This is a genomic window from Pantoea graminicola, assembly GCF_048452665.1.
Taxonomy (GTDB): domain Bacteria; phylum Pseudomonadota; class Gammaproteobacteria; order Enterobacterales; family Enterobacteriaceae; genus Pantoea.
The window spans coordinates 33108-57251 of record NZ_JBLWSJ010000009.1 but is presented as its reverse complement, the minus strand read 5'-3'; the positions used below and the strand labels follow the sequence as shown (position 1 = coordinate 57251).

Genomic DNA, 24144 nt, shown 5'->3' with positions numbered 1-24144 from the left:
AAGCGGCGCAGCAGGCACACTGCCGCGCCGTTTTTTTTAGCGTTGCGGGCCGGCTTTCACCAGCGCAGCACCTGCGGCGTTATCGGTGTACTTCGTGAAGTTATCAATAAAACGCTGCGCCAGATCGTTGGCGGCGGCGGTCCACTTCTCTTCACTCTCCCAGCTACGACGCGGATCGAGCGTATCACTGTCCAGTTCACCCAGCGTAACCGGCATCTGCAGGTTGAAGATCGGCAGGGTTTCCGTCGGCGCATCATCCAGCTCACCCGCCAGGATCGCATTGATAATGGCGCGGGTATTCTTCAGGGAGATGCGTTTGCCGCTGCCGTTCCAGCCGGTATTGACCAGATAAGCCTGCGCACCAGACGCTTCCATTCGTTTCACCAGCACTTCCGCATACTGCGTCGGATGCAGCGTCAGGAAAGCCGCGCCAAAGCAGGCGGAGAAGGTCGGGACAGGCGCCGTGACGCCACGTTCGGTGCCGGCCAGTTTAGCGGTGAAGCCTGACAGGAAGTGATACTGCGTCTGCTCCGGCGTCAGACGTGAAACCGGCGGCAGCACGCCAAACGCGTCGGCGGTCAGGAAAATGACTTTCTTCGCGTGGCCCGCTTTAGAGACCGGCTGCACGATATTGTCGATGTGATTGATTGGATAGGAAACGCGGGTGTTTTCCGTCTTGCTGCCGTCGGCGTAATCGATGCTGCCATCTTCGCGTACCACCACGTTTTCCAGCAGCGCGTTGCGGCGAATGGCGCGGTAGATTTCCGGTTCAGCCTGCTCAGAGAGGTTGATGGTTTTCGCGTAGCAGCCGCCTTCGAAGTTAAACACGCCATCGTCGTCCCAGCCGTGCTCATCATCGCCAATCAGCTGACGATCGGGATCGGTGGAGAGCGTGGTTTTGCCGGTGCCGGAGAGGCCAAAGAAGACCGCCACGTCACCCGCTTTGCCGACGTTGGCTGAACAGTGCATCGACGCGATGCCCTTCAGCGGCAGCAGATAGTTCATGATGGCGAACAGACCCTTCTTCATCTCGCCGCCGTACCACGTACCGCCAATCAGCTGCATGCGTTCGGTGAGATTAAAGGCGACGAAGTTTTCAGAGTGCAGCCCCTGCGCCTGCCAGTCAGGGTTAGTGCATCTGGCGCCGTTCATCACCACAAAATCGGGCGTGAAGTCGGCCAGTTCGGCATCATCCGGCTGAATGAACATGTTCTTCACAAAGTGCGCCTGCCAGGCCACTTCGGTGATAAAACGCACGCTCAGACGCGAATCGGCATTGGCGCCGCAGAAGGCATCCACCACAAACAGGCGTTTGCCGGAGAGCTGACGGGTGACGCAGCTTTTCAGCGCGTTCCAGGTCTCCTGCGACAGTGGCTGGTTGTCGTTTTTGCCGGTGCCCTGATCGTTCCACCACAGGGTATCGCGCGTGGTGTCATCACGTACGATGTACTTATCCTTAGGCGATCGCCCGGTGAAAATCCCGGTATCTACGGCAATCGCACCGCTCTGCGTCAGGGTGCCACGAGCAAAACCTTCGAGGTCCGGGCGCGTCTCTTCCTGAAATAGCGTGTCGTAATCAGGGTTGTAAACCACTTCCGTGGTATCCACGATGCCCAAAGCGGCAAGGTCTTGCGAGGTCAGGCCGTTAACGCGCATTTTACTGCTCCTTAAATCGGTGTCTGTTCTGCACAGCAGAGATAGGTTGGGATCGTGCCGCCAGCTGTTGCATCGGATATGACCGATGACTGACGCACCCCGGCATATCGTTGCGGAACGCTGCAATGTGAGCCGGGCTGTTCAGGCATCGGCCCCGGGCTTCCGGGCGTTTGCACGATCGCGCGCAGTTTACTCTTCTGCGTTTCGGGAAAAAGGGCAGTGATCCAAAAATGCGACTCAGGGCGCGTTAAGGCCATGTTTCGAACGTTTAAAAGATGTTATGAAAGTAAAAAAAGATAATTTGTCTGAAAAATTATGGGGATAGCGGGGCGGGAGAAAAGGGGCGGCAGAGGCCGCCCGGAAAATCAGTGTAGTCGGTCGCTGTTTTCGTGCGAGTGGCTGCGGATAGCGGCAATATCGACCGCGTCAAACACATAGTCTGAACCGCAGTAGTCGCAGTGCATTTCGATTTTGCCATCTTCCGCAATAATCTCATCCACCTCTTCCTGCGGCAGCGTGGTCAGCACTTCGCCACAGCGTTCGCGTGAACAGGTGCATTTGTAGATCACCGGCTGCGGATCGTAGAGCGTGACCTCCTCCTGGTGGTAGAGACGCCAGAGCGTTTCATTGGCGGGCAGGTCGATCAGCTCTTCCGTTTTGATGGTTTCGGTCAGCGTGGCCAGATGCTCAAACGCCTCTTTTTCCGTATCCTGCGCAGGCAGTACCTGCAGCAGGATCCCGGCCGCGCCTTTGTCGCTGGTGCGGATAAACAGACGCGTCGGCAGCTGCTCTGAGCGCATGAAGTAATCTTCCAGGCACGCCGCCAGGGTATCCCCTTCCAGACCGACCACGCCCTGATAACGCTCACCCTTTTCCGGGGTAATGGTGATCACCAGATAACCATTGCCGACCATGCTTTTCAGGGTACTGTCAGCGGGAATGTCGCCTTTGAGACGCGCGACGCCGCGCAGCTCCTGATTGTTGTTGCCGTTAATGACCGCCAGCGACAGCGGGCCATCGCCCTGCAGCTGCACGGTGATTTCGCCATCGAACTTCAGCGTGGCGGTCAGCAGACTGGTGGCGACCAGCATCTCACCCAGCAGGGTTTTCACCGGAGCCGGGTAGTCATGGTTCTTCACGGTTTCACGCCAGGTGTCAGAGACGTTCACCAGCTCGCCGCGCACAGCGGCATTTTCAAACAGATAACGGTGCAGTTGATCCTGGACTGACATATTTTTTCTCTCACTGGAACGGGGTGATGGCGCGTCAGCGAAGACGACGTTATTCATCACCCGATAATTTAAATTTCATCAAATCGCGACGCTCTTTTTTATCAGGTCGCCGATCGGGATGGGGCATAGTCAGCGCATTGAGCTTGCGCGCCTGCGCCACTTTTTCGCGTTTTTCGATGCTGGCCTCGGTTTCCCGATAGAGCAGCTGAGCTTCGCTGGCAGGACGGCGCTGAGTGCTGACTTCTGCCACGATCACCGTGCGTTCGTCGTTGCCCTGACGCAGCGTCAGCTCTGCATTCAGCTCCACCACTTTGCTGGGTTTGCTGCGCTGACCGTTGTAATGCACTTTGCCGCCTTCAATCATCTCCCGCGCAATCGCCCGGGTTTTGTAGAAGCGCGCGGCCCACAGCCATTTGTCGAGGCGTACCTCTTCGCTGCTTTTCTCTTTCATTGCTGCTCCTGACTCAGATCAGCGTCCGGTAATCGCCGGTGGCGCGGTGACGCTGAAAGATTTGCTCAGGACGACCCGAATCGGGGTTTTTTACGCCTAAGCACCCGCCGATGCCCCATAACGCCGCAGCATCCAGAATCACTTCGCTATCATCGATAAACAGCGTGCGCGGCGCAGAAAAGCCGGTGTGCTGTTGTACCGCCTGCCATAAGCGCTGGTCTTCTTTCGGATACCCAAAGGTATGGGTGGAAAGTAATAAATCAAGGTGCGGCGCTAAACCTGTCTGCGCCAGTTTGACGTCAAGATTGTAAGGATGCGCATTGGTCAGCAGGATGGTGCGCTTACCCATGCGCCGCAGTGCCTGTAAAAAAGGCAGCGTATCGTCACGCAGCGCGATCCGGCTGCGCATCGCCCAGGTCATGGCGCGGATGTCCAGCGCCAGCGCCCCGGCCCAGTAATCGAGACAATACCAGTTTAGCGTATGGGCGACGGCCTGATACTTTTCCGCGATGATCGCATCGGCTTCTGCCCGGGCGATGCCGCGCTGCTGGCTGAGCTGTTCAGGCACATGCTCCAGCCAGAAGTGACGGTCAAACGCCAGATCCAGCAGCGTGCCGTCCATGTCGAGCAGCACGGTATCAATCTCAGACCAGTTAAGCATTGCGGGGTCTCACCCTGAAAAAAACCGGGCGACAGGGTAGCACAGAAGGGCAGGGCTCAGAATATCGAGCGCACGCCCTGTAAAGTCCCGAGGTTGTGGTTGAAGCACTTATCGTAATATTGCTGGATATCGATCATGCGCTGACGGTTGCGGTGCATACGACGCAGCGCCAGCACGCCGTTGAACACACCGCAGATCATCAGCACCAGCAGCAGCAACACGGTGCCCAGGTAGCGCCACTGCGCCATGGCATCCGGCTCGTTGTGCAGCGCGATATGCCGTGTTCCGTTGGCATCGGTGGAGATGCTGGTGATAATGCCGCTGGCGCTGAAAGGCGTGTGCAGCAGCATGGCGGAGAGCCGTTGCAGCTCGCGCCACTGAGAAGGGGGATCGAGGTCGAACAGCGATACGGTTGGCTGAGGCTGATTCACCAGCTGACGGCCTTCGTCGCTGACGATCAGGAAGCCACCCGGCGGCGGGCTGTTAAGATTCTCTGCCGCCCGGCGGGTTTCGCGGAAAAAGAAGGTCGAGGTGGCGGTATTCACCAGGTTTTCCAGCGCTTCTGCGCTGACCGGACGCAGCAGCACATTCATGCCGTTGAGCTGGCCGGAGTCCGCCCGGCGCATCAGCGCCTCCCAGTCTTTGGCATTACCCAGATTCACCAGCGCATTCTTCAGGCGCAGGCAATCCTGCGGCTGATTACAGAGGTCCTGGGTCTTCATCACCAGATCGGAGAAATCGTCCAGCAGGATCATCCCGGACTTCTGAATCGCCGAGGCCAGTTGCGGGTTCAGTTTGGGATCGGTATTAGTTTCCGGATGCAGCTGCTTTGTCGTGGTATCCAGCAGCGCCGAGGCTTTGTCGATAATGTCCGACTGAGGCTGCGGCAGCGGCGTAGCGTTGTTCCAGTAGACTGCAGAGCAGTCAAAGGGCATATAGGCGTAACTGCGGTTGCTCTGATAGTTATCCGGTACCGAACACATCCCGGTGCCGCTGACTTTAAGGCTGTCGCCAATGTTCAGCGCCACACCGCTGAGTTTATCGACGCTGCTGACTTCCAGGCTGTCTGTGCCTCTGGCCCAGGCCAGGCTGAGCTTCACCGGCATCCCGAGCGGGATCCAGGTGACCAGCAGGGTCAGCACCATCAGTGAACCGCAGGCCAGCACTACATTTTTCCGCCAGCGCTGAATCGGGAAGTTTTTCACTTCATCCTGCAGTGACAGAAAGCGGCCCTGACGCACTACCTGACGATTGAGGTAGATCTCCACATCGGTGATCTGACCGAGATCGTGCGCCACGTAAGGCTGCCAGTGCGGCGGATAGGCGAGGTCGATAATCCCCAGGGTAATGTTGCTCTGCTCCTGGTTCGACTCGCTGAACAGGCCCCAGCGTTTCGGCGCACCGCGCAGACAGTGGATATCGCGCAGGCCGCGCTCGCCGGGAATGCGATAGAGCAGCCACAGGCTGGCCGCAATCATCAGGGCACCGGTCAGCACCAGCCAGATCATCAGGGAGGCGGGCACTAACAGGCTGAAGAAGAACAGGAGAAAGGCCAGGGAGATCATCACCGCTTCACGGGTGCCGTCAGGGCGTGACAGTCGATACTCTTCCGGCGTCTCTTTGCGCACCTTCAGCAGCTCAATATTTTCCGTTTCTGCTTTGCGGATAGAGGCGTTGGTCGACATCGGACGCATCAGCGTCGGCAGCGACTGCTGATCCACGGCGTAATCGGCCAGCGAATGGCCGTTCAGCGAGATCACCAGCGGAATGGATTGGGTGCGGATTAACTCAACATAGTTTTCGTCGGTGATGTACTGCTCCCACAGCGGCGGCAGATGAACTTCGACTTCATCCAGGTAGTAGCGCCATTTGTGGGGGTCGTCCGTTGACAGGCCGTAGCGGGTGATCGCCCGGGTAACCGGATAGACGTTATTGCTCTGTGCGGTCAGCGCCAGACGTTCAGATGCCCTGCGTTTATCGGTGGTTACCGTAGTGCGGGACTGCTTTTCCAGCGCGGCGACATACTTGTCGACGGCCTCCCGCTCCTGAGCAGAGAGTTTACGACAGGGCGGGCTGATAAATGGCAGTGGTTTCGCCAGGGGCGGGCGATGCCGCATCGCGTACCAGAACCCAATACCTGCCAGGATTGAACAGGTCAGCACTATGGCCAGGATCATAAAGATTGTGCTCATGCTCTGCTCAACTCAGCCAAAATGCTGCCTTCACTTTTAACTTACGCTTCCGGTCGTGCGCACGGTCAGCGCGGCACAGCGGAAGATTATATAACCCCAGGGTGTCAGGCATCTGATGAAATAGTGCCAGCGTATATCTGATTAGCATTTGTTAAACCATGCCTTGTCCGAATGGTAACCGGCCCAGACTGGATTAAATATCGGTATTATCTGAAACTTATCGCAGCATATTGACTAATGCAAATTTAGTCTTAACTGGTAACTAAAGGCTGTTATTCAATCGTCAGAATCTATGCAACGATAACGTTCTTGTCTGACTGTCGCACAATTGTCTGTGGTTAGGTATGCTAATTTGCTCCCGCCAGGAGGCGCAGATTACTTTGAGGCTGATATGAAAATTCCAAAAAAACCTGACATCCTCAATATCACTGCCGTGGCGCGTTCGCGGTTATTCACGATTGAATCGGTCGACCTGGCCTTCAGTAATGGCGCACGTCGCGTTTATGAGCGCATGAAGCCCTCAGAACGGGAAGCTGTGATGATTGTACCGATTATCGATGATCATCTGATCCTGATTCAGGAATATGCTGTCGGACTGGAAACTTATGAGCTCGGCTTTCCGAAAGGGCTGATCGACGCCGGGGAAACCGTCAACGAGGCCGCGGTGCGTGAACTGAAGGAAGAGGTCGGTTTTGGCGCAAACGCGCTGACGACGCTGGGCAAACTCACGCTGGCCCCCTCCTATTTCTCCAGCAAAATGAATATTGTGGTAGCGGAAGGGCTCTACGCCGAAAGGCTGGAAGGGGATGAGCCGGAGCCGCTGATTGTTCATCGCTGGCCGCTGAGCGATATGATGTCGCTGCTGGCAGAGCCCGACTTCCGCGAGGCGCGCAACGTCAGTGCGCTGTTTATGGCCCGTGAATGGCTGGTCAGACAGGGACGGCTGAGCTACTGATTGCGCCAGCCAGCGGCGCAATCAGCAGAGAAGGAGCGTAATCAGTCCGTCAGCGCGCCTGTCTGCCGCGCTGATAGCCGCCTGGACAGAGGCGCCGCCACCAGATAAGCCAGGCAGGCGACGATTAACGAGTTGAAGACCGGGACGCCGCGCTCAATAAACAGGCCGGTGGCCGCACCCGCGAGGCTGGCGATCAGTGCCGGCCAGCCAATCGACACCGAGACGGGCGGCAGGGCATTCTCCGTGCGGCCCAGCGCAAGCGTCTGACGGCTGGTTTTCAGCACGTAGTAATCAATAATCATCACCCCCAGAACCGGTGGGAAGACCACACCCAGCAGCTCCAGAAAATCGACGAACCGGTCGAGGATCCCCAGAATAGAACAGAGCGTGCCGAGCACCCCCAGCAGCAGCGTAATCACCTGATAGCGCGGCTTATAGCCCGTCACCCCCTCGATCGCATTGCTGATGCCCAGGGTGGAGGAGTAGAGATTCAGATCGTTAACGCGCAGGGTTGAAAAGACTACCGCAAACAACCCCAGGGTGCTGGTGGTCTGCGTAATGATGGCAATAATGTCGGCAGTCTGCAGCTCTCTGGCGACCAGAATCGCCAGGCCATTGATCCCATATTCGCCCGCCAGAATAGTCAGCAGCGTAATGGCAAACACATCTTTTCCGTTGCGTGAGAAACGGGTCAGATCGGGCGTCATCAGGCTGGCCAGGATTGCGCCGCCAATCACCATGGTAATTGCGGCGCTCACGGTAATGGGATCAGCCGCTACCGCTGGCTGAGCAACAGGGCCAGCCTGACCGTGAAAGGCGTGCCAGAAAATCCAGCCCACCAGTGCAATAAAGAGTGGTACGGCAATGCGGGCGGTAAACCGCAGCGCCCGGAAACCAAAGGTCACCAGCAGGGTCAGGACACCCCCTGACAGGGCTGCCGCTTCGGCGAAGCTGAGCCGGCCATCGAGCGCATAGCTCAGCGACCGGGCGAAGACCGCATTCTGGATGCCGAACCACCCCAGCAGGCTGATTGCCACCAGCAGGCCAATCAGCACCGAACCGTGACGGCCAAAGCCGCACCAGCGTGCCAGCAGGCTACCGGGCAGACCTTCGCGCATTCCGGCATAGCCGAGCGCAAACGTCAGCACACCAAACAGCAGGCTGGCCAGGGTAATCGCGGTAAAAGCTTCACCCGTGGACATACCGTTGCCCAGCACGGCCCCGAGCATAAACTGGTCCAGCGCCGTCAGCATACCCATGTGCACAATCGCCACGCTCAGCAGCGAAAGTCGTTTATTTTCAGGCACGCGACTCAGGGGGTAATCGTCAAATTTACTCACTGCAGGGTTTCCTTACCGATTTAAATAAAAATAACGCCAGCGCTGAGAAAGCGCTCTGGCAGATAACTTTCCAGCGATTCCGCGTAGCAGTAGCTCTCAAATTGCTGAAGCGAATGGACTCCGGCTTTCTGATAAAGCGTCGTGATGCGGTTGCTGATGGTTTTTACGCTCAGGTTATAGATACGCGCGATCTCTTTGGCATTGAACCGCCGCAGCAGCAGGAAGATGACATCCAGTTCGGCGGAGGTAAACAGGGGATGCGCCAGCCGCGTGGTCAGAACGGACGCCTTCTTTTGATCGATAAAGCGCATCGCGGAGAGATTATCGACCGGACGTGCATTCCAGATACAGCCCAGCAGCTGCTTATTGTGGTCGAACACCGGATATTTTTCGCTGATAAAAGGGGAGAGGTAGTTATTGCCGTACCAGTAATGTGTTTCAATCACGGCAACGCTGCCTTTTGCCGCTTCAGCCTGTTGATCGTGCTCGCAGAATTGATCGGCACAATCGCTCCAGGGGGTAGGGAATTCATTGTCCCTCTTACCCTCTAAGCGATAATTTTCAGGCGTCGCCGTGTACTTTCTGGCCGCTTCATTCATATAAAGATGCTGTGAAGCCGCATCCTTAAATCCCCACGGGGTCGGTAACAGATCCATTGTTGTGGCGAATGGGGCAATAAACTCATCGATACTACGGTAGGGGCTATCCATGGCACCTCGCTGAAATCATTCAGGTTATAATCGTTTTGCCAGATAGTAGCGTGCGTAGCGCTCTGCATAGCCTTCCTGTTCGCCATAAACGCGATAACCTAATTTCTCGTAGAAACCGCGAGCCTGAAAACTCAGTGTGTCTACCACTGCCATATGACAGTGTCGGTTACGCGCCTCTTCTTCCGCTGCCTGCATCATCTTACGCCCTGTGCCATGCATGCGCTGCGCCTCGGCTATCCAGAAATAGTGGATATCCAGCGTGCCGCACCAGGTGTGCGCTAACAGGCCACCCTGAATATTTTTCTCATCGTCATACAGGATAACATTCAATGTTTTCATGTTGATGTCAGCGAAAGCACTATTATGCTGCCAGAGTTGCTGAATAATATATTCTTCACTCTTCTGGTCCGGCACATCGCCAATTTCAATTTCCATATATAAACAGTTTCCGCGAATAATTAAATATGAGCAATCTGGCAGGCTTCTTATCACGATAAAAAGCGAGGCGCAAGAGCCAATATCCCCCCTGTTATCCGAAGCGGTAACTATTATGCTGGCCCGACGTATTGCGTTGCCATGCAATCTGTTTTATCCGCTGGCGCCAGGGAAATGCGATTTTCAGCACTATAATAACATGCGATTGACTTTTTTCGTGACAGTCACAAATAAGCCAGGACGCTGTCGCCTTATAACATAAGGCACAAAAAATGCCGGTCACTGATGTGGGCGGTATTTTTTTATGCGTGTCGCCGCTGAACCTCTGATTTGATTCTGTCCCCCCGCTACTTTATCCCCATCGATCCAGACTACGCTCTGATACTCCCTGCTGATGGCAGCAAAGCAGAGGAGGGCAGTGATGTGAAAACGCAGCGTTGCGTATCCTTTTTTAAACCCCTGGGCCATCCCCTTTTTACGCAAAAAAAAGCCGATCGTCAGAGCGATCGGCTTTGTTGATTTCACACGCCAGCGGTTACGTCAGAACAGCTCGTGACTCTCGCCATTGTCCATGATGGTGGTGCCCACATCATGAACCGAATATTCGGTCGGCTGGGTGCCATTGATGAAATATTCCTGACGGGTATTGCCGCCACCATTAGCCAGTTTGCCGGTGCTGCGGTCGATGGTGACCGTCACCACCCCGTCCGGCGGCGTTAACGGCTGCACCGGGACGCCTTCCAGCGCGCTCTTCATGAACTCATCCCATGCCGGTTGCGCACTCTTCGCGCCGCCTTCATAGCCCGAAATCTGATCGGGAATGGCACCGGAGAGCGTGCTGCGGCCCAGATCACGGCGCGCATCATCGAAACCGATCCAGACGGAGGTCACCACACCCGGGCCGTAGCCCGAGAACCAGGCGTCTTTCGAACTGTTGGTGGTACCGGTTTTACCGCCGATATCATTACGTTTAAGGTCACGGCCGGCACGCCAGCCGGTGCCCATCCAGCCCGGTTCGCCGAAGATATTACTGTTCAGCGCACTCTTGATCAGGAAGCTAAGCGGGGTATTGATGACATGTGGCGCATACGCCTGACCGCCCTGCTGGGCCTGAGCCGGCACCTGCTCCAGTGCAGGCTGAGGCGCCGCCTGATTCTGCTTAGCGTCTGAGGCTGCGACGTTCTCTACACTCTCTTCGTTCAGCGCCAGCGCTTTCCTGGTTTCACCGTAGATCACCGGCAGATTGCACTGTGGACAGGCGATCTTCGGTTTCTCTTCGAACACGGTGTTGCCCTGTTCATTCTCAATCCGGCTGATGAAGTAGGGGTCAATCAGGAAGCCACCATTCGCCATCACGGAGTAGCCGCGCACCACCTGGAGCGGGGTGAACGAGGCGGCGCCCAGCGCCAGCGACTCGGTGTGAATGATGTTCTGCGCCGGGAAACCAAAGCGCTGCAGATACTCTGCGGCGTAATCCACGCCCATCGCACGCATCGCCCGCACCATCACGACGTTTTTCGACTGCCCCAGGCCCTGACGCAGACGAATCGGACCATCATAGGTTGGCGGTGAGTTCTTGGGACGCCAGTCCGCACCGGCTCCTGCATCCCAGCGTGAGATCGGCACATCGTTAAGGATCGAGGCGAGCGTCAGCCCGCGATCCATCGCAGCGGTGTAGAGGAAAGGCTTGATGTTAGAACCGACCTGTCGCAGCGCCTGGGTGGCACGGTTAAACATGCTCTGGTTAAAGGCGAAACCGCCCACCAGCGCACGTACCGCACCATCATCAGGATTCAGTGAAACCAGCGCTGAATTGACATCCGGCACCTGGCCCAGCCACCAGTCGTCACCCACTTTGCGCACCCAGATCTGCTGACCGGCCTGCAGGACCTGCGTCACGCTCTTCGGCGTCGGCCCCTGCACGGTGTCGGACTTGTAGGGACGCGCCCAGCGTACACCGGCTAACGTCAGCGATACGTTGCTGCCATCTTTCAGCATCACCGTCGCTTCATCGCTGCGCGCATCCGTGACCACTGCCGGATGGAGCGGACCGTAGACCGGCAGCGGCTTCAGCGTGTTCTCAATCTTTGTCTGATCCCAGGCGGGTTCACCCACTTTCCACAGCACACGAGTCGGCCCGCGATAGCCATGACGCATATCGTAGGCCATGACGTTGTTGCGCACCGAAGTCTGTGCGGCTTCCTGCAGACGACGGGTCACGGTAGTGTAGACCTTATAACCGTCGGTGTAGGCGCTGTCACCGTAACGCTTCACCATCTCCTGACGCACCATTTCGCTCAGATAGGGGGCAGAGAACGCAATTTCAGGACCGTGATACTTCGCGACCAGTGGCGTGTTGCGGGCTTCGTCATACTGCTGCTGGGTGATGTAATGCTGATCCAGCATACGCGCCAGCACGACGTTGCGGCGCGACAGGGCGCGGCTCGGTGAGTAAAGCGGGTTGAAGGTTGAGGGCGCCTTCGGCAGTCCTGCAATCATCGCCATCTCACTCAGCGACAGCTGGTCCACCGGCTTACCAAAATAGACCTGCGAGGCGGCTCCGATGCCATAAGCCCGGTAGCCCAGATAGATCTTGTTCAGATAGAGCTCAAGAATCTCATCTTTATTCAGCAACTGCTCAATGCGGATCGCCAGGAACGCCTCTTTTATCTTACGCATCAGGGTGCGTTCAGGGCTCAGGAAGAAGTTACGGGCCAGCTGCTGCGTAATGGTACTGGCACCCTGGGAGGCATGACCGGAAACCAGCGCAATGCTGGCCGCACGGAAAATTCCCACCGGGTCCACGCCGTGATGCTCATAAAAGCGGCTGTCTTCGGTGGCGATAAAAGCTTTCACCATCACCGGTGGCACCTGTTGCAGCGTCAAAGGAATACGGCGCATCTCGCCATACTGGGCGATCAGATCGCCATCGGCGCTGTAAACCTGCATAGGGGTCTGCAGACGCACATCTTTCAGCGTGTTGACGTCAGGCAGCTGCGGCTCTATGTATTTGTATAAACCATAAATCGAGCCAGCTCCCAACAGGATGCAACACACTGCAAGGATCAATAAATACTTTACGAACTTCACCTGGAATTTCCCATCTGTTGTCGTTTGAGCAGTTTATAAACAACCGCGCGGTAGTATAAAGGCAAGCCAGACGCTTTGATATGTCCATTTTCCCGGACGATAAGGAGATCGCGCGGATGGCTTTTCATACCTGGCAAATTGGGCTGGATATTCAGAATAGGCAGATTTGCGCCCTGGCCCTCCAGCCCCGTCGTGATGGCTGGCAGCTACGCCACTGGTGGCAGCAGCGGCTGCCGCAAGATACGTTAAGAAACGACGTGCTGCAATCTTCACCTGAGTTACTGGCGGCCTTAACCGCCTGGCGTCAGCGATTGCCGCGCCGTTACTCGCTGCGGGTCGCACTGCCCGCCCGGCTGGTGCTGCAGCGTCAGCTCCCGCTGCCCGCGCAGCCGCTGAAGGCGCAGGCACTGGAACACTATGTGCAGGCGGCTGCGCGCCGTCTCTTTCCGCTGGAGCCTGCCGCGCTGGCGCTGGATTATCGCCCGGCGGCACAGGAAGGTCAGCTCTGCGTGACGGCAGCACGGCTGGAGATCATCGAACAGTGGATGACTCCCCTGTTGCAGGCGGGACTCACGCCGCAGGTGTTTGAACTCACGACCGACGCGCTGAAGCGACTGGTCCGGCAGGCAGCATGGCCGCCGGGCGCGGTGCTGGCCCTGCATCAGGATGAACGCTGGCTCTGGAGCGATGCGCATACCGCTGTCGATACCGCCGGGGTTGCCACGCCCGAGGCTCTCCGGCAGGCTTTTCCTGACGCGCCAGCTGTCGCCTGGTGTGCAGCCGGAGAAGCGGTGCTGCCGGCTGACGCCACTCTGTTTTCTCCTTTCGATCTCTTTCGCTATCAACAGCCGCCTCTGCCGGAAAATCCGGGCGCGTTTGTGCTGGCCGCCGGACTGGCGCTGCGCGGGGACGAATAATGCATATCGCGGTTAATCTGCTGCCCTGGCGGCAGCGACGTCTTCAGCAGCAGCGACGGCAGAGCCTGGCGGTGCTGTTACTGGTGGCCATCAGCCTCTTATTGGCGGTGATGCAGCAGGCATGGCGTATCCAGCAGGCGCGTCAGCATGTGGCGCAGGCTACCGGTGTGCAGCAGCAGGCGCTGAACCATCTGGCAAAACAGCTGGCGGAACAGAAGGCGTTGCTGGCGCAGCTCGCGGTCGTACAGAAGCAGCAGGCGAAGCAGCGCAGGCAGCGGGCGCAGCGGGTCGCCTGGCAGCAGTTCTGGCTGGATTTACCCGCATTGTTACCCGACAGCGCCTGGCTGACCCGGCTGGAGAAGCGCGACCAGCGTCTGATGCTGGAGGGAATGGCACAGGATATGGTGGCGATCCGGCAGTTCCGCCAGCGGTTAACCACTGTCACCCTGTTTGACCAGGTGAAGCAGGGCGGCGTTAAGCGCCAGCCTGATGGCCGTTATCACTTTTCACTGCAACTGACGTTGCGGGAGGTGAATGATGAGTGAGTGGTGGGATCGCTGGTGGCAGATGACTGCGTTGCCACGCTACGGGCTGCTCGCGATCGTCTCTGCCGGGCTGTTGCTGCTCTTCGGGGTCGCTCTGTTACGCCCCCGGCAGCAGGCGCTGATCGTGGAACAGCAGATGCTGTCGCAGTTAACCCACACTCTGCAGCAACGCCAGCAGCAGTGGCAGCAGCATCCCGCTAGTGCGCAGCTGAAGGCGCAACTGCAGGCCCTGCAGCGCGCCAGACCCGATTCGGACGGGGCCATGGACGCGATTCTGGCCGCACGTCATCACCAGCTTGAGGCGTGGCAGCCCGATACCGCTTCGCGCACGCTGACGCTGCATCTGCAGTGGCCGGCGTTCCAGTCGCTGTTTGCCGAGCTTGCCGAAGGTGATGCGCCTTTTCCGCACCATTTTCAGCTGCGCTCACAGCCGCCGTTTCTGGTCGCGCAGCTCTGGCTGGACCCTGACGATGCGCTATAGCCTGCTGATTCTGCTGCTCTGCGGTGGCGGCGTGCTGGCGCGGGATCCGTTTCAGCCTGTCGCAACGTCGCTCTGCAAGGCCGTCGTCGCGCCCCTGACCGGCTGGCGGCTGCAGGGGATCGTCGGGCGCGAGGCGCATTATCACGCCTGGCTGCTGACCCCACAGGGGCAGAGCATAATGGCCCGCAGCGGCAGGCCGTTTCCCGTTGCCCCCTGGCAGCCTGCTGATATCCGCCGTCACAGTATCACCCTGGTGGTGCCGGATAGCTGCGAGGCACAACAGACCCGGATCTATTTAAACGGAGGAGCGCATGACAAGGATAGCCCTGCTGCTGCTGGCCCTGAGCGGCCTGCTGCCGGTTTACGCCGCCGATGAAGAGCCGCTCAGCCTGACGTTTGATCATGCGCCGGTGACGCGTATTCTGCAGGCACTGGCGGATTATCAGCAGATCAACCTGCTGATTGCGCCGGACGTGGAGGGGACGCTGTCTCTGCGGCTGGATAATGTGCCCTGGCATCAGGCGCTGGATCTGGTGGCGCGCATGGCAAAGCTGACGCTGATCGAACAGGACAATGTCCTGATGGTCTACCCGGCCAGCTGGCAGCAGGCTCAGCAACAGGCGCGTCAGGCTGAGCAGCAGGAAGCGTTACAGCAGCGCCCCCTGCAGCAGCGTAGCGTAGTGTTGCGCTATGCCAGCGCCAGTGAGGTCCATGCGAGTCTGCTGAGTGAACGGCAGACACTCATGACGCCGCGCGGCAGCGTAACAATCGATAAACGCACCAATGCACTGCTGTTGCGCGATACGGCGGCCGCGTTAAAAGAGACGGAGCGCTGGATACGGGCGCTGGATCGGCCGCTGGAGCAGATCGAGCTTTCGGCGCACATCGTGACCATCAGCGAAGAGCATCTGCAGGAGCTGGGGGTGAAGTGGGGGCTGCAGGCGGGTGATGCGGCGGTGACCGACATCCTGCATCATCCCCGGCTGGCTATTCCGCTGGCGGTGAGTTCTCCGGGCATCAGCGTAGGGATGGCGCTGGCGCGCATCGGCGGCGGGCTTCTGGATCTGGAGCTCAGTGCGCTGGAGCAGGAGAACCAGATTGAAATTATCGCCAGTCCCCGTCTCTTTACCTCGCATCAGCAGACCGCCTCGATCAAGCAGGGCACCGAAATTCCCTATGCCGTGTCGGCAGGCAACAGCGGCGCCACCAGTATTGAGTTTAAAGAGGCGGTGCTGGGCATGGAGGTGACGCCCGCCATCTCCGGCAAGGGCCGCATTCAGCTGAAAATCCATATCAGCCAGAATATGCCGGGTCGCACCATCCGAAGCGGCGACAGCGACATATTATCTATTGATAAACAGGAAATTGAGACGCAGGTCACGGTCAGCGACGGGCAAACGCTGGCATTAGGCGGTATCTTTCAGCAGCAGCGCACGCGCGGGCAGAATCAGGTGCCGCTGCTGGGAAACGTGCCGCTGATTGGCGGGCTGTTTCGCCAGCATTCGGAACAGCGCAAAAAAAGAGAGCTGGTCATCTTCATTACGCCGCGATTGGTCAGGGAATCAGCGCTTACGGGTGGATAAAACGGAAAATGTGTTCCTGAAGGCCAACTGCGTTGACGCCGGAGAGGAATTAGCTTACAAGGTTTAGCGATTTTCAATACGGTGTAACCGTCTATGCCCGGTAAATCCAGGCAAGCAGATTAGTAAACTCCTCTGTAAGCCGCGTTGTAAAGACGCAGCGCTGGCGCGTTACAGTTTCGCGAACACAGGCCAATCCAGAAATGGATGTGCTGAAGGCAATATAATCGGTTGCCAAACAGCCTTGAGTGTTGAGATAATTTTTCATCTGACTCTTGCTAACGCTCATGAGGTCTCAGTTCCTGTCCCGCCAGCAAATGCTGAACGCGGGGTATCATTAACGAATTCTTAGTAATACCGACAAAATGGCAGAGAAACGCAATATCTTTCTGGTTGGGCCGATGGGTGCCGGCAAAAGCACTATTGGCCGTCAGTTGGCTCAGCAACTCAACATGGAGTTCTTCGATTCCGATCAGGAAATTGAGCGACGCACCGGAGCGGATGTGGGCTGGGTTTTTGATGTCGAAGGCGAAGCTGGCTTTCGCGATCGCGAAGAAAAAATCATTAACGAACTGACCGAGAAGCAAGGCATCGTCCTGGCGACAGGCGGGGGTTCCGTCAAATCCCGGGAAACGCGTAATCGTCTCTCCGCCCGCGGTGTTGTGGTTTATCTTGAAACCACCATCGAGAAGCAGCTGGCGCGCACCCAGCGTGACAAAAAACGTCCGTTGCTGCAGGTGGATTCGCCGCCGCGCGAAGTGCTCGAAGCACTGGCCGGTGAACGTAATCCGCTCTATGAAGAGATCGCCGATGTCACCATCCGCACCGATGATCAGAGTGCCAAAGTGGTGGCGAATCAGATTATCCACATGTTGGAAAAAAGTTGATCCAACGTTCGAAGACTCTTTAACAGGTATCGGGCATCATGGAGAAGATCACCGTCTCACTGGGGGAACGCAGTTACCCCATCACTATCGCCGCCGGACTGTTTAACGATCCGGCTTCTTTTTGGCCGCTGAAGGCGGGCGAAAACGCCATGGTGGTGACAAACCAGACGCTGGCCCCGCTCTATCTTGACCCGCTGATAGCGCAGCTGACAGCGGCAGGGGTCAATGTGGATCAGGTGATCTTACCCGACGGCGAGCAGTATAAGACGCTGGCCGTGATGGATCAGGTCTTTACCGCCCTTCTGCAAAAACCGCACGGTCGTGATACGACGCTTGTCGCCTTAGGCGGCGGCGTCATTGGCGATCTGACCGGTTTTGCTGCGGCGAGTTATCAGCGTGGCGTTCGCTTTATTCAGGTGCCGACCTCCTTACTGTCGCAGGTTGACTCGTCGGTTGGTGGCAAAACGGCCGTTAACCACCCGCTGGGCAAAAACATGATCGGTGCGTTTTATCAGCCCGCATCGGTGGTGATCGATACAACCTGTCTGCAGACGCTACCCGCGCGCGAACTGGCGTCCGGTCTGGCCGAAGTGATCAAATACGGCATCATCCTTGATGGCGCATTTTTCCAGTGGCTGGAGCAGAACCTGGATGCGCTGCTGGCGCTGGATGCGCAGGCGCTGGCCTACTGCATCCGTCGCTGCTGTGAACTGAAAGCGGACGTGGTGGCTGCCGATGAGCGTGAAAACGGTCAGCGGGCGCTGCTCAATCTGGGTCATACCTTTGGCCATGCGATTGAAGCCCACATGGGCTACGGCAACTGGCTGCATGGCGAAGCGATTGCCGCAGGCATGGTGATGGCGGCGCGCACGGCGGAACGTCTGGGACAGTTCAGTGCGGAAGAGACAGACCGCATTATTGCTCTGTTGCGACGTGCCGGTTTACCGGTACACGGGCCGCAGGCGATGAGTGCAGAGATGTACCTGCCACACATGATGCGCGATAAAAAAGTTCTGGCGGGCGAATTGCGGCTGATACTCCCGCTGTCGATTGGCCGCTCTGAAGTGCGTGGCGGCGTGGCACATGATATGGTGCTGGCTGCAATTAACGATTGTCAGCAACCCTGAGATTAAGCAGTTGAGTGGTGACGCGGCGCGCAGGGTGCGCAGTGCGGAATGCCGCTTTACGGAGGAGGCAAAATGGATGAGTTTAAACCGGAAGACGAGTTAAAACCTGACGCCAGCGACCGCCGTCCCTCGCGCCCTCGTAAGTCGTCTACCGCAGCCAGAATACCGGTTTCGCGCCAGCGTATCATGATGGGTGTCGGGATCCTGGTCCTGCTGTTACTGGTGCTGGGCATTGGATCGGCACTGAATGGCCCGGATGAGAAGAAATCCACCACGGCGGCGGGTGGCGGTTCCGGCAGCGAGAAAAATATCGATCTGACCGGTTCCTCCTCTATGTCAGGTGCACAGAATAGCCCGGCCACGACCGAAAACAGCCCGGCGACCAGCGCAAATAGTGGATCTGACGCGCAGCGCGACATCTCGATGCCGCCTGTAGCCTCCACGCCGACGCAGGCAGCACCGGTTGATACGCCCGCCAGTCAGCAGCGTGTAACGCTGCCGGGCGACCTCAACAGCGCGCTGACCAATCAGCAGCAGCAGGTCGATAACGCCGCGATGGGCTCGCAGGGGGGCAGCTCTCTGCCAACCGCGCCTGCGACCGTCAGCGGCACGGCGGGCACGTCCGGCACGGCAGCCAACCCGGTTACCGCACCGGGCCGCCAGACGCCAAACCGCACCACGACTGCGGCCCGTCCGGCGCACGAGTCATCGCACAAAACGGCCACCGCGTCGAAGCCGGTTACCCGTGACAGCAGAACCCACACGACGCCCGCGCGGACACCTGCCACCTCTGCGCCTGCTACGTCCGTCGCCGGCAGCGGTACGGCCAGCAAATCCCTGCCTGGCGGCAGCTACACGCTGCAACTGAGCGGCGCGTCGAAGCCGGAAAGTCTGAACGCCTGGGCGAAGCAGCAGAATCTGAGTGGCTATCACGTCTACAAAACCACCCGCAGCGGTCAGCCGTGGTACGTGCTGGTCAGTGGCTCCTACGCGACGCCAGCGGATGCTAAACGGGCAGTGGCCTCACTGCCTGCAGACGTGCGTGCGAAGAACCCGTGGGTGAAGCCCGTCAGCCAGGTGAAGAAAGAAGCCAGCCAATAGCGGATGTGGGGCCACTCGCTGGCCCCGTTTAAAGCGCAGATCTGCTGTCGGTTCAGCCACAGCCTCACAATAAGATGTAATAACCACGACAGCATGAAAAAAAATCGCGCTTTCCTGAAATGGGCAGGGGGAAAATTTCCCTTAGTAGAAGAGATCCATCGCCATCTGCCGCAGGGCGACTGTCTGGTCGAGCCATTTGTTGGCGCAGGTTCGGTGTTTCTGAACACTGAATTTGATCGCTATCATCTTGCCGATATTAACAGTGACCTGATCAATCTCTACAACATCGTTAAAACGCGCACGTCGGACTTTATCCGCGATGCGCAGCGGCTCTTCACGCCAGAAAATAACAACGAAATCTGTTATTACCAGCACCGCACTGAATTTAATACCAGCACGGACGCCTATCAGCGTGCGCTGCTGTTCCTCTATCTGAACCGTCACTGTTACAACGGTCTGTGCCGCTATAACCTGCGGGGTGAATTCAACGTCCCGTTCGGCCGCTATCGCAAACCCTACTTTCCCGAAGCAGAACTGTTATGGTTTGCTGAGCGTGCACAGAAAGCGACGTTTGTCTGTGAATCGTACGATGTTACCCTGAAGAGTGCCGGTAAAGGATCGGTGGTTTATTGCGACCCGCCTTATGCGCCGCTGTCGGCAACGGCCAATTTTACGGCTTACCACACCAACAGCTTCAGCCTGCGTGAGCAGGAGAATCTGGCGGCGCTGGCCGCAGAGATCTCTTCATCGGAGCACCGGATTCCGGTACTGATTTCCAACCACGACACTGCACTGACGCGTTTGTGGTATCAGGGTGCAGTGTTACATGTGGTCAAAGCCCGGCGTTCTATCAGCCGGAGCATAACCGGTCGCACCAAGGTCGACGAACTGCTGGCACTTTATCGCTAGTCTGTTTCGTCCGCGACCAACGCATTACGCCAGCCGCAGGGCTGGCGCACAACAGTGGGAGAATCGGATGAAACAATATTTGCTGGCCCCTTCAATCCTTTCGGCAGACTTTGCTCGCCTGGGCGAAGATACGGCCAAAGCGCTGGCGGCCGGAGGTGACGTGGTTCACTTCGACGTGATGGACAACCACTACGTCCCTAACCTGACCATGGGTCCGATGGTGCTGAAAGCCCTGCGCGACTATGGCATCACCGCCCCCATCGATGTGCATCTGATGGTGAAACCGGTGGATGCGCTTATCCCCGAGTTCGCCAGAGCAGGCGCCACCTATATCACTTTTCATCCCGAAGCCAGCGAACATGTCGATCGTACCCTGCAACTGATTAAAGAGCATGGCTGCAAAGCGGGCCTGGTCTTTAATCCGGCGACGCCGCTGAGCTACCTCGATTACGTGATGGACAAGCTGGATATCATTCTGCTGATGTCCGTCAACCCCGGTTTTGGCGGTCAGTCCTTTATTCCTGGCACGCTGGATAAGCTGCGCGAAGCGCGCAGACGTATCGATCAGAGCGGCTACGACATTCGTCTGGAAGTGGATGGCGGCGTCAAGATCGACAACATCGGCCAGATCGCGGCCGCCGGGGCGGATATGTTTGTGGCCGGCTCGGCCATCTTTGGTCATCCCGATTACAAGAAAGTGATCGACGATATGCGCAACGAACTGGAGAAGACCAATGGCTCATTTCACTGATATCCGTGCGCTGGCGTTCGATCTGGACGGCACGCTGGTCGATAGCGCGCCAGGCCTGGCCGATGCAATCGACCGCACGCTGAACGACCTTCGTCTGCCGCAGGCGGGTCTGGCGCGTGTGTCAACCTGGATTGGTAACGGTGCCGATATCATGATGGCCCGCGCGCTGACCTTCGCGCTGGGCCGCGAGCCGCAGCCAGAAGAGCAGCGTGATGCCCGGGCGCTGTTTGACCGTCATTATGCCGACACCGTCGAGGCGGGCAGTACGCTGTTCCCGCAGGTGAAGGAGACGCTGGCCGCCTTCAAAGCCGCCGGGCTGCCGATGGCGATTGTCACCAACAAGCCGACGCCGTTTGTGGCACCGCTGCTCGCGTCGCTGGGTATTGAGGATGCGTTTTCACTGATTATCGGTGGCGACGATGTGCCGGTTAAAAAACCGCATCCGGCGGCGATCTTTAAGGTGCTGGGCACCTTTGGTCTGCTGCAGAAGGAGTTGCTGTTTATCGGTGATTCCCGCAATGATATCCAGGCTGCGCAGGCGGCGGGCGTTCCGCATGTCGGCCTGACCTTTGGCTACAACTATGGCGAGCCGATTGCCACCAGCCAGCCCGATTTAACCCTCGACTCTTTCGACGAACTATTGCCCGCTCTGGGGCTGTAAATATCAGGACATAAGTATGAAACCCATCGTTTTCAGCGGCGCACAGCCGTCCGGCGAACTGACCATCGGCAACTACATGGGAGCACTGCGTCAGTGGGTGCAGATGCAGGATGATTTCCACTGCATCTACTGCATCGTGGATCTGCATGCGATCACTGTGCGTCAGGATCCTGCTGCACTGCGTAAGGCGACGCTGGATACGCTGGCGCTCTATCTGGCCTGTGGTATCGACCCCGAAAAAAGCACCATCTTCGTGCAGTCACATGTGCCGGAGCACACGCAGCTGAGCTGGATCCTGAATTGCTACGCCTACTTCGGTGAGCTGAGCCGCATGACTCAGTTCAAGGATAAATCCGCGCGTTACGAAGAGAACATCAACGCTGGTCTGTTCGACTATCCGGTGCTGATGGCGGCTGACATCCTGCTCTATCAGACCCATCAGGTGCCGGTCGGTGAAGATCAGAAACAGCATCTGGAGCTGAGCCGCGATATCGCGCATCGCTTCAACGCGCTTTATGGCGAGATCTTCAAGGTGCCGGAGCCGTTTATTCCGAAGTCCGGCGCGCGCGTAATGTCGCTGCTGGAGCCGACGAAGAAAATGTCCAAGTCTGACGATAACCGCAACAACGTTATCGGCCTGCTGGAAGATCCTAAAGCGGTGGTGAAGAAGATTAAACGTGCCGTGACCGACTCTGAAGATCCGCCTGTCGTGCGTTACGACATCAAAGAGAAAGCGGGCGTCTCTAACCTGCTGGACATTCTGTCAGGCGTGACCGGCAAAACCATCGCCGAGCTGGAGCAGGAGTTCGAAGGCAGGATGTATGGCCACCTGAAGGGCGCAGTGGCGGATGCCGTCTCCGGTATGCTCTCTGAGCTGCAGGAACGTTATCACCGTTTCCGCAACGATGAAGCGCTGCTGGAGCAGGTGATGCGTGATGGCGCGGCCAAAGCCCGCGCCCAGGCGCAGGAAACGCTGAAGAAGGTGTATGAAGCGGTGGGCTTTGTCGCGATGCCGTAACGGCGAAAGCGACAGACAGAACGGCGGGCATGGTGCCCGCCGTTTTTATTTACAGGCTCAGAACCAGCGCAGCGTGTCACGCAGCGCGACCACGCTGCCGATAATCATCAGGCTGGGGCTGGCGACCTGAGCCGCCAGTGCTTCCAGCTCGCCGAGTGTTCCACTGACCACACGCTGACGGGGCGAGGTGCCGTTTTCCACCAGCGCCACCGGCATATCGCGGCGCATACCGTGCGTGATCAGCTGCTGCTGTATCTCTGCGGCCTGGGTCAGGCCCATATAAAACACCAGCGTCTGCTGTTCCGCCGCCAGCGTCTGCCATTCGAGCGAGCCCGTTTTCTGCAGATGCCCGGTAATCAGCCTCACGCTCTGCGCATGATCTCGGTGGGTCAGGGGAATACCGCTGTAGGCGGCACAGCCCGAAGCGGCGGTGATGCCGGGCACCACGCTGAACGGGATCTGCCGCTGCGCCAGCGCCTCCAGCTCTTCGCCGCCGCGCCCGAATATAAAGGGATCGCCCCCTTTCAGCCGCACCACCCGTTTACCGCGCTGCGCCTGCTCGCAGAGTAACTGATTGATTTCCTCCTGCGGCACGCAGTGGTATCCGGCCCGTTTACCGACAAAAATGCGTTCGGCATCGCGACGCACCAGATTCAGAATCGCATCAGAAACCAGCCGGTCATAGACGATGACATCCGCCTGCTGGATCAGCTGCAGGCCTTTCAGGGTCAGCAGTCCGGCATCGCCAGGACCAGCACCCACCAGCGCCACTTCTCCCCGCACGGCAGGATCGGCACTCAGGAGCGTCTCCGTGATCTGCGCGGCGCGATCCTCATCACCGTTTGCCAGCGTCTGCGCCAGTCGTTCGCTGTTGAAAAAGCGCTCCCAGAAATGGCGGCGGCCATTGAGAGAGGCGAACTGCGTTTTCACCCGGTCGCGTAGAGTACCTGCCCGCTGCGCCAGCTTGCCGAGATGCTGCGGCAGCATCGCCTCCAGCTTCTCCCGCAGCAGACGCGCCAGCACCGGCGCACGTCCGCCGGAAGAGACGGCGACCATCAGCGGTGAACGGTCGATGACGGAAGGCATAATGGCGCTGGCCTGCTGCGGGGCATCCACCAGATTGCAGAAGATCTGCTGCTTTTCCGCCGCGTCAGCGACCTGCTGATTCACGGCGTTGTCGCTGGTGGCCGCCACGACCAGCCAGCAGTCCGTCAGCCAGTGCGGCTCAAAAGGGCCATGCAGCAGCGTCACAGCCTGCTGCTGTGCCCAGTGCCGGAACACGGGGGAGAAATCAGTCGCGCCGACCCAGAGATCGGCCCCGGCCGCCAGCAGCAGGCGGGCTTTTCGCTCCGCCACATCACCTGCGCCTACCAGCAGGCAGCGTCTGCCCTGCAGACGGCAGAACAGGGGAAAGTAGTCCATCAGGCGTCCTTAATAAAAAGCCC

23 protein-coding genes are annotated in these 24144 nt (G+C 58.1%); 13 read left to right on the top strand and 10 right to left on the bottom strand.

Annotated elements, in window-relative coordinates:
• Window positions 1-36: 36 nt before the first annotated feature.
• From pckA to ACNY69_RS18370, 5 genes are all read right to left on the bottom strand, one after another.
• Window positions 37-1656 carry a phosphoenolpyruvate carboxykinase (ATP) gene (gene pckA, locus ACNY69_RS18390; RefSeq protein ID WP_111140873.1) on the bottom strand — a complete coding sequence of 540 codons (1620 nt, stop codon included), beginning with the start codon at window positions 1654-1656 and terminating at the stop codon, window positions 37-39.
• A gap of 365 nt (window positions 1657-2021) precedes the next feature.
• A complete protein-coding gene (gene hslO, locus ACNY69_RS18385) occupies window positions 2022-2888 on the bottom strand; it encodes an Hsp33 family molecular chaperone HslO (protein WP_111140874.1) in 867 nt (288 codons plus the stop codon).
• 49 nt (window positions 2889-2937) lie between these two features.
• Window positions 2938-3339 carry a ribosome-associated heat shock protein Hsp15 gene (gene hslR, locus ACNY69_RS18380; protein WP_111140875.1) on the bottom strand — a complete coding sequence of 134 codons (402 nt, stop codon included), beginning with the start codon at window positions 3337-3339 and terminating at the stop codon, window positions 2938-2940.
• A 13-nt stretch (window positions 3340-3352) separates the two neighbouring features.
• On the bottom strand, window positions 3353-4000 hold the full coding sequence (gene yrfG / locus ACNY69_RS18375; protein ID WP_111140876.1) for a GMP/IMP nucleotidase: 648 nt from the start codon (window positions 3998-4000) through the stop codon (window positions 3353-3355).
• Between the two features lie 56 nt (window positions 4001-4056).
• Window positions 4057-6192 carry an intracellular growth attenuator family protein gene (locus ACNY69_RS18370; protein ID WP_293773379.1) on the bottom strand — a complete coding sequence of 712 codons (2136 nt, stop codon included), beginning with the start codon at window positions 6190-6192 and terminating at the stop codon, window positions 4057-4059.
• A 391-nt stretch (window positions 6193-6583) separates the two neighbouring features.
• On the opposite strand from ACNY69_RS18370, the gene nudE reads away from it, so the two are divergent.
• Window positions 6584-7147, top strand: a complete 564-nt coding sequence (gene nudE / locus ACNY69_RS18365) for an ADP compounds hydrolase NudE (protein ID WP_111140878.1) — start codon at window positions 6584-6586, stop codon at window positions 7145-7147.
• Between the two features lie 41 nt (window positions 7148-7188).
• Here the strand turns inward: nudE and ACNY69_RS18360 are convergent, their stop codons facing one another.
• The 4 genes from ACNY69_RS18360 to mrcA form a co-directional block, all read right to left on the bottom strand.
• Window positions 7189-8487, bottom strand: a complete 1299-nt coding sequence (locus tag ACNY69_RS18360) for a cytosine permease (RefSeq protein ID WP_367395881.1) — start codon at window positions 8485-8487, stop codon at window positions 7189-7191.
• A gap of 20 nt (window positions 8488-8507) precedes the next feature.
• A complete protein-coding gene (locus tag ACNY69_RS18355; protein ID WP_111140880.1) occupies window positions 8508-9197 on the bottom strand; it encodes a helix-turn-helix transcriptional regulator in 690 nt (229 codons plus the stop codon).
• A 24-nt stretch (window positions 9198-9221) separates the two neighbouring features.
• Complete coding sequence (locus ACNY69_RS18350; RefSeq protein WP_111140881.1) at window positions 9222-9632, bottom strand: GNAT family N-acetyltransferase; 411 nt, start codon at window positions 9630-9632, stop codon at window positions 9222-9224.
• 540 nt (window positions 9633-10172) lie between these two features.
• Window positions 10173-12722, bottom strand: coding sequence for a peptidoglycan glycosyltransferase/peptidoglycan DD-transpeptidase MrcA (gene mrcA, locus ACNY69_RS18345; protein WP_293773385.1), 2550 nt, complete (start codon window positions 12720-12722; stop codon window positions 10173-10175).
• A 116-nt stretch (window positions 12723-12838) separates the two neighbouring features.
• Here mrcA and pilM point away from each other — a divergent pair, with 116 nt between their 5' ends.
• The 12 genes from pilM to trpS all read left to right on the top strand — a co-directional run bounded on the left by pilM (window position 12839) and on the right by trpS (window position 22699).
• Window positions 12839-13639, top strand: a complete 801-nt coding sequence (pilM, locus tag ACNY69_RS18340) for a type IV pilus biogenesis protein PilM (protein WP_418799456.1) — start codon at window positions 12839-12841, stop codon at window positions 13637-13639.
• Window positions 13639-14184, top strand: coding sequence for a PilN domain-containing protein (locus tag ACNY69_RS18335; protein ID WP_418799454.1), 546 nt, complete (start codon window positions 13639-13641; stop codon window positions 14182-14184). The genes pilM and ACNY69_RS18335 overlap by 1 nt, the downstream gene beginning before the upstream one ends.
• Window positions 14174-14665, top strand: coding sequence for a HofO family protein (locus ACNY69_RS18330; RefSeq protein ID WP_233498979.1), 492 nt, complete (start codon window positions 14174-14176; stop codon window positions 14663-14665). The genes ACNY69_RS18335 and ACNY69_RS18330 overlap by 11 nt, the downstream gene beginning before the upstream one ends.
• The gene (locus tag ACNY69_RS18325; protein ID WP_418799453.1) at window positions 14655-15041 is read left to right on the top strand and encodes a DUF2531 domain-containing protein; all 387 of its coding nucleotides are present in this window, start codon (window positions 14655-14657) and stop codon (window positions 15039-15041) included. The genes ACNY69_RS18330 and ACNY69_RS18325 overlap by 11 nt, the downstream gene beginning before the upstream one ends.
• The gene (gene hofQ / locus ACNY69_RS18320) at window positions 14977-16248 is read left to right on the top strand and encodes a DNA uptake porin HofQ (RefSeq protein ID WP_418799451.1); all 1272 of its coding nucleotides are present in this window, start codon (window positions 14977-14979) and stop codon (window positions 16246-16248) included. Before ACNY69_RS18325 ends, hofQ begins: the two co-directional genes overlap by 65 nt.
• A gap of 362 nt (window positions 16249-16610) precedes the next feature.
• Complete coding sequence (gene aroK / locus ACNY69_RS18315) at window positions 16611-17132, top strand: shikimate kinase AroK (RefSeq protein WP_003852989.1); 522 nt, start codon at window positions 16611-16613, stop codon at window positions 17130-17132.
• Between the two features lie 38 nt (window positions 17133-17170).
• The gene (gene aroB / locus ACNY69_RS18310; RefSeq protein WP_111139726.1) at window positions 17171-18259 is read left to right on the top strand and encodes a 3-dehydroquinate synthase; all 1089 of its coding nucleotides are present in this window, start codon (window positions 17171-17173) and stop codon (window positions 18257-18259) included.
• Window positions 18260-18331: 72 nt separating this feature from the next.
• Window positions 18332-19360 carry an SPOR domain-containing protein gene (locus ACNY69_RS18305; protein ID WP_111139725.1) on the top strand — a complete coding sequence of 343 codons (1029 nt, stop codon included), beginning with the start codon at window positions 18332-18334 and terminating at the stop codon, window positions 19358-19360.
• A 93-nt stretch (window positions 19361-19453) separates the two neighbouring features.
• Window positions 19454-20269: an adenine-specific DNA-methyltransferase gene (gene dam / locus ACNY69_RS18300; protein ID WP_111139733.1), complete on the top strand. Its 816-nt coding sequence runs from the start codon at window positions 19454-19456 to the stop codon at window positions 20267-20269.
• A gap of 67 nt (window positions 20270-20336) precedes the next feature.
• The gene (rpe, locus tag ACNY69_RS18295; RefSeq protein WP_111139724.1) at window positions 20337-21020 is read left to right on the top strand and encodes a ribulose-phosphate 3-epimerase; all 684 of its coding nucleotides are present in this window, start codon (window positions 20337-20339) and stop codon (window positions 21018-21020) included.
• Entirely contained in the window at window positions 21004-21681 is a 678-nt protein-coding gene (locus tag ACNY69_RS18290) for a phosphoglycolate phosphatase (protein ID WP_111139723.1), read from the top strand. The genes rpe and ACNY69_RS18290 overlap by 17 nt, the downstream gene beginning before the upstream one ends.
• A 16-nt stretch (window positions 21682-21697) precedes the next feature.
• Window positions 21698-22699 (top strand): tryptophan--tRNA ligase, encoded by a 1002-nt coding sequence (gene trpS / locus ACNY69_RS18285; protein WP_418799448.1) that lies wholly within the window; start codon window positions 21698-21700, stop codon window positions 22697-22699.
• A gap of 57 nt (window positions 22700-22756) precedes the next feature.
• On the opposite strand, the gene cysG is transcribed toward trpS, so the two are convergent.
• A complete protein-coding gene (cysG, locus tag ACNY69_RS18280; RefSeq protein WP_111139721.1) occupies window positions 22757-24121 on the bottom strand; it encodes a siroheme synthase CysG in 1365 nt (454 codons plus the stop codon).
• Between the last annotated feature and the right edge of the window lie 23 nt (window positions 24122-24144).

Coding starts and splice junctions, on each gene's coding strand:
- trpS (WP_418799448.1), top strand. CDS start 21,698: ATGAAACCCATCGTTTTCAGCGGCGCACAGCCGTCCGGCGAACTGACC.
- hofQ (WP_418799451.1), top strand. CDS start 14,977: ATGACAAGGATAGCCCTGCTGCTGCTGGCCCTGAGCGGCCTGCTGCCG.
- ACNY69_RS18355 (WP_111140880.1), bottom strand. CDS start 9,197: ATGGATAGCCCCTACCGTAGTATCGATGAGTTTATTGCCCCATTCGCC.
- ACNY69_RS18325 (WP_418799453.1), top strand. CDS start 14,655: ATGCGCTATAGCCTGCTGATTCTGCTGCTCTGCGGTGGCGGCGTGCTG.
- ACNY69_RS18330 (WP_233498979.1), top strand. CDS start 14,174: ATGATGAGTGAGTGGTGGGATCGCTGGTGGCAGATGACTGCGTTGCCA.
- pckA (WP_111140873.1), bottom strand. CDS start 1,656: ATGCGCGTTAACGGCCTGACCTCGCAAGACCTTGCCGCTTTGGGCATC.
- hslO (WP_111140874.1), bottom strand. CDS start 2,888: ATGTCAGTCCAGGATCAACTGCACCGTTATCTGTTTGAAAATGCCGCT.
- ACNY69_RS18290 (WP_111139723.1), top strand. CDS start 21,004: ATGGCTCATTTCACTGATATCCGTGCGCTGGCGTTCGATCTGGACGGC.
- cysG (WP_111139721.1), bottom strand. CDS start 24,121: ATGGACTACTTTCCCCTGTTCTGCCGTCTGCAGGGCAGACGCTGCCTG.
- rpe (WP_111139724.1), top strand. CDS start 20,337: ATGAAACAATATTTGCTGGCCCCTTCAATCCTTTCGGCAGACTTTGCT.
- dam (WP_111139733.1), top strand. CDS start 19,454: ATGAAAAAAAATCGCGCTTTCCTGAAATGGGCAGGGGGAAAATTTCCC.
- ACNY69_RS18370 (WP_293773379.1), bottom strand. CDS start 6,192: ATGAGCACAATCTTTATGATCCTGGCCATAGTGCTGACCTGTTCAATC.
- pilM (WP_418799456.1), top strand. CDS start 12,839: ATGGCTTTTCATACCTGGCAAATTGGGCTGGATATTCAGAATAGGCAG.
- ACNY69_RS18335 (WP_418799454.1), top strand. CDS start 13,639: ATGCATATCGCGGTTAATCTGCTGCCCTGGCGGCAGCGACGTCTTCAG.
- ACNY69_RS18305 (WP_111139725.1), top strand. CDS start 18,332: ATGGATGAGTTTAAACCGGAAGACGAGTTAAAACCTGACGCCAGCGAC.
- ACNY69_RS18350 (WP_111140881.1), bottom strand. CDS start 9,632: ATGGAAATTGAAATTGGCGATGTGCCGGACCAGAAGAGTGAAGAATAT.
- aroK (WP_003852989.1), top strand. CDS start 16,611: ATGGCAGAGAAACGCAATATCTTTCTGGTTGGGCCGATGGGTGCCGGC.
- yrfG (WP_111140876.1), bottom strand. CDS start 4,000: ATGCTTAACTGGTCTGAGATTGATACCGTGCTGCTCGACATGGACGGC.
- nudE (WP_111140878.1), top strand. CDS start 6,584: ATGAAAATTCCAAAAAAACCTGACATCCTCAATATCACTGCCGTGGCG.
- aroB (WP_111139726.1), top strand. CDS start 17,171: ATGGAGAAGATCACCGTCTCACTGGGGGAACGCAGTTACCCCATCACT.
- hslR (WP_111140875.1), bottom strand. CDS start 3,339: ATGAAAGAGAAAAGCAGCGAAGAGGTACGCCTCGACAAATGGCTGTGG.